The organism is Holospora undulata HU1, from assembly GCF_000388175.3.
In the GTDB taxonomy this organism is placed as follows: domain Bacteria; phylum Pseudomonadota; class Alphaproteobacteria; order Holosporales; family Holosporaceae; genus Holospora; species Holospora undulata_A.
Genome location: NZ_ARPM03000072.1, coordinates 1 through 4,093, shown reverse-complemented (window position 1 = coordinate 4,093; position 4,093 = coordinate 1). Strand labels below are relative to the sequence as shown.

5 protein-coding genes and 1 pseudogene are annotated in these 4,093 nt (G+C 35.9%); 4 read left to right on the top strand and 2 right to left on the bottom strand.

What is annotated here, in order from left to right:
• From K737_RS01275 to lgt, 4 genes and pseudogenes are all read left to right on the top strand, one after another.
• Positions 1-232: pseudogene (locus tag K737_RS01275) on the top strand (hypothetical protein); the annotation flags it as partial.
• A 132-nt stretch (positions 233-364) separates the two neighbouring features.
• Complete coding sequence (locus tag K737_RS01270; protein ID WP_023491828.1) at positions 365-679, top strand: hypothetical protein; 315 nt, start codon at positions 365-367, stop codon at positions 677-679.
• Positions 680-988: 309 nt separating this feature from the next.
• Positions 989-2,320 carry a transcription termination factor Rho gene (gene rho, locus K737_RS01265; RefSeq protein ID WP_023491830.1) on the top strand — a complete coding sequence of 444 codons (1,332 nt, stop codon included), beginning with the start codon at positions 989-991 and terminating at the stop codon, positions 2,318-2,320.
• Between the two features lie 43 nt (positions 2,321-2,363).
• Positions 2,364-3,146: a prolipoprotein diacylglyceryl transferase gene (gene lgt, locus K737_RS01260; RefSeq protein WP_006300028.1), complete on the top strand. Its 783-nt coding sequence runs from the start codon at positions 2,364-2,366 to the stop codon at positions 3,144-3,146.
• Between the two features lie 33 nt (positions 3,147-3,179).
• Here the strand turns inward: lgt and K737_RS11355 are convergent, their stop codons facing one another.
• Complete coding sequence (locus K737_RS11355) at positions 3,180-3,308, bottom strand: hypothetical protein (protein WP_268743843.1); 129 nt, start codon at positions 3,306-3,308, stop codon at positions 3,180-3,182.
• Positions 3,254-3,535: an IS1 family transposase gene (locus tag K737_RS07425; protein WP_235075652.1), complete on the bottom strand. Its 282-nt coding sequence runs from the start codon at positions 3,533-3,535 to the stop codon at positions 3,254-3,256. The genes K737_RS11355 and K737_RS07425 overlap by 55 nt, the downstream gene beginning before the upstream one ends.
• Positions 3,536-4,093 lie beyond the last annotated feature (558 nt).

Sequence of the window (4,093 nt, the reverse complement as noted above, 5' to 3'; positions counted from 1 at the left end):
GGTAATAAAAGCCTACAAACAAAGATGGAACATTGAACGGCTGTTCAGAACTATGAAAACGCAAGGGGTTACCCTTGAAAATCCCCCTATGAAAGATTTGGGAAGACTTTCCAAACTTGACGATTTTATACGCTTCTATAACGGGCCTTACACAAGAAATTGCTTACAAAAAAACAGTCAGAGCGCCTTTGTATTCATACTTCACAAGGGGATTCAGGTGGATCAAAGATAAACTCTTATTCTTTGATTTCAGCGATCTTTTAAACTACCTGAAAAAAAGTGAGGGGGAGTATGCATATAAAATATACAAAAAATTAATCAAATGGAAGAATTTTTAAAATAAAAAGAATAATAGTTTCAAAAATTGCAAAATGAATACAGTTCATTAACTTCAACTTCGACGACAGTCTTTGAAAATCTATTGAAAGACATTGAATCAAGATTTCCCGCTGGTTATCAATTAATGGAAGAAGATATATTGCCCTATCCTTTTAAAAAACACAAAAAAACTCCCCTATCATTAGTTTCAATTACCGCTTTAAAAATTCCCAAAAAACATCTTTGCTCTGATCCAACGCGCCTTGAATTTGATTTTCTTTTTATGAGAAAAATTTTCCTCTTACCTTTTTCATTTACATTTCGAGCAGTCACCCCTTGCTATTTTTTTCTAAAAATTTAAATGATTTTTTTAGAATAATTTTTTTTAAAAATGATTTTTCCAAAAAAAATTTGAATTTTTCCCCTGTTTTTTAATAAATATTTTTTAGCGCCTAAAAAATAATTAATTATTTTTCGAATTTTTTGATATTTGATATAATAAAATTACTTACAAGTTATTGATTTATTATTTGATTTTAATACAATGTTTCTTTCTTTTTAAATAAAAAACAACTTTATAAAAAAGGTCTTGCTAAAAAGAAAAAAATTATATATCCTATGCACACTAGTCTCTGCATGCTGCAGAGGCATTTTTTTCTTTGGGTTTTTCATGATTAAAGTAAGTGATTTAAGAAAGTATTCTCCTTTAAATTTAAGAGTGATGGCAGATTCTCTTGGAATCGAAAGTGCAAGCCTGAAAGGGGAAGAGATTATAATAAGAATTTTAAAGAAGAAATTCGATCAGGGAGAAGAAATTCTTTGTGTAGGGGTATTGGAAATTTTAGCTGATCAATTCGGGTTTTTACGCTACCCCGAGGTTAATTATTTGCCGGGAATTTCAGATGTTTACGTTTCCTCAATGCTTATTCGGAATAATTATCTGAAAACTGGAGATGTTATTGAGGGAGTAATTGTCCCTCCAAGCAGGGAAGAAGAGCGATATTTTTCTTTAAAAACTATTACTTCTATCAACTTTGATGAGCCCAGCAAAACTTTCCACCGCATTCCTTTTGAAAATTTGACCCCCCTTTTTCCTCAACGCAAACTGAATCTTGAGCTGACAGATCATTCAAAAAGCGAAAATCCAGGAACAGCAGTTAAATCTTTGAAGAAAAAAAGCTCTGATTGGGTTAATAATGCGCGCCTAACCTTGCGCGCCATAGAATTGGTAGTTCCTTTGGGACTCGGGCAACGCGCACTTATTGTTGCTCCTCCGCGAACAGGAAAGACAGTGATTTTGCAAAACCTAGCACAAGCGATTCAAGAAAATCACCCCGACGTGGTTTTAATTGTTATGTTAATTGATGAACGGCCAGAAGAAGCCACTGAAATGGCGCGTTTCGTGAAAGGCGAAGTTGTGAGCTCTACATTTGATGAACCCGCTGCTCGCCATGTTCAACTGGCAGAAATGGTTATAGAGAAAGCCAAACGACTTGTAGAGTGCCAAAAAGATGTTGTTATTCTTTTGGATTCGTTGACTCGGTTAGCCCGAGCTTACAACACTGTTCTTCCCTCTTCTGGAAAAGTATTAACGGGAGGTGTGGATGCAAATGCCTTACAACGCCCCAAACGACTTTTTGGAGCAGCCAGAAATGTTGAAGAAAAAGGGTCGTTAACTATAATTGCTACTGCTTTGGTGGAAACGGGATCTCGCATGGAAGAGGTTATTTTTGAGGAATTTAAGGGAACCGGAAATGCAGAAATTTATCTGGACCGAAAGGTTGCAGAGCGTCGAATTTTTCCCGCTTTAGACGTTTCAAGGTCAGGCACGCGAAAAGAAGAACGCCTTGTAGATCCCAAATATTTACAACGCATGTGGGTCTTGAGAAAAGTTTTGAGCTCTATGGCCCCGGGAGGTGAGGCTACAGAATTTTTACTTGATAAATTAGGCCTTACAGAAAACAATCAAATATTTTTTGATCAAATGAATACTCCGTTTTAGTTAGCAAGTAAACTAGAGGTAGAAAAATTATGAGTTTTTTAAGATGAATTTTCCTTCTCCTATTGCTTTTTATATTTTTTCTTACCCCGTTCGTTGGTATGGCATTGCCTATGCGATTGGCAGTTTGCTGGCTTGGCGTTGGGGAATTTTTTTAATAAAGCGCCGTGTGTTTTCTTTATGCCCAGAAATATTGTCTGATTTTTTGATGATTATTATGCCTTCTATTATTATTGGGGGAAGGTTAGGATATGTTTTATTGTATTCCCCATCTTACTTTTTTACACATCCTTTAGAAATCTTTTCGGTATGGAAGGGAGGAATGGCATTCCATGGCGCAGCGTTAGCTTGCGCTTTTAGCAGTTGGTGGTTTTGTAAACGTCAAAAAATTTCTTGGCTTTCTTTAACAGATTGTTTTTTATGCGGAGCTCCTTTGGGAATTTTTCTGGGAAGAATTGCAAATTTTTTAAATCAAGAGCTTTACGGAATTCCGTGGAAACACGGAATAGTTTTTCCAAATGTGGATTCTATTGCTCGGCACCCTAGCCAATTATACGAAGCGTTTTTTGAAGGAGTATTTTTGTTTATTGTTTTAAATGGGTTAGCCTTAAAGACACGTATTTCCCGGCACAGCGGAATGCTTTCTGGATGCTTTTTAATAGGGTATTTTGCTTCGCGATGGATATGCGAATATGTACGAGAGCCAGATTCAAAGTGTTTTGAATTTTTAGGATCAATAAGAATTAGTCCGGGCCAATTTTACAGCCTTCCTATGTTAATTTTTGGTATATATTTATTAGTATCGAAAAAAAATCTGAAAAAATTTTAGAAAAAAAATATAAATATACAAAATTTTAGGCTTTTAACTAAAGATAGTATGATAAATTTTCAATGTTTTATTAACGTGAAGTACCGCAAAAATACGCAGTGTTCCCTCTAGCATCTCAAGTGATCGCGTGTTTGCAAGGTGGGGCGAAATCTTGCAAACCAATGGCGATGTCGAGCGTTGTTTTGTTTAATGGAAAACGTTTTATCTTTTCCCTGAAAGAAGTGGGGGCTTGGAATGATTTTATTAAAACCTACCCAATGATCTGCGCAATAAAATAAAATTTTCCATTTTTTTAATCGTTCAAAAAGTCGTTTGAATGTTTGACCCGAGTGATCACCAAATTCCCAATCGATGAGCCGTTTTCCAGCACGATCATAGACTTTAGAAATCCAAGCTTTAAAAATCCAAAATTTTTTGCTTTTTTTTAGAACCTGTATTCATGAATAAAAAAGTGTGATATAAAAGGCTTGAAGGAGTAGAAGAAGACTTATCCAAGCAATTATAAAAGAGAGAGGGGTGTGATAAAGCATCATTTTGATAGCGGCAATAGAAGCAAATACAACAAAAAAGAGGGGGGTAATGCAGTAGTTTATATAATCAAGAGCAGTTGTCAATGGACGGTACATTCGTTTTATAGACCTTGTAGGATTAATGGGGTATGGGAAAAAGTAATGCATGAACTTTGTTAAGACAAGTCGAATTAAGTATGAAAGGAGTAAGAATCCCAGCTATAGCATCATTCACAAAGCGTTAACCCCACAGGTGCCTCAGAAAAAATAGGTATAGATGGGGGAAAAAAGATACGTAAACGGCATAGTGGTGTTGATAGGCAAGGCAATCTGCTCCATATCACGGTTCATAAGGCCAATGACACAGGTGCTGGGTGCGGAGTTATCCTACATTAAAGGGAGTGTGTGCAGATGCTGGATATGGAAAACCCGTGGAGG

What these genes read in the sequence shown, in the direction of transcription:
- rho (WP_023491830.1), top strand. Translation starts at nt 989, where the DNA reads ATGATTAAAGTAAGTGATTTAAGAAAGTATTCTCCTTTAAATTTAAGA.
- lgt (WP_006300028.1), top strand. Translation starts at nt 2,364, where the DNA reads ATGAATTTTCCTTCTCCTATTGCTTTTTATATTTTTTCTTACCCCGTT.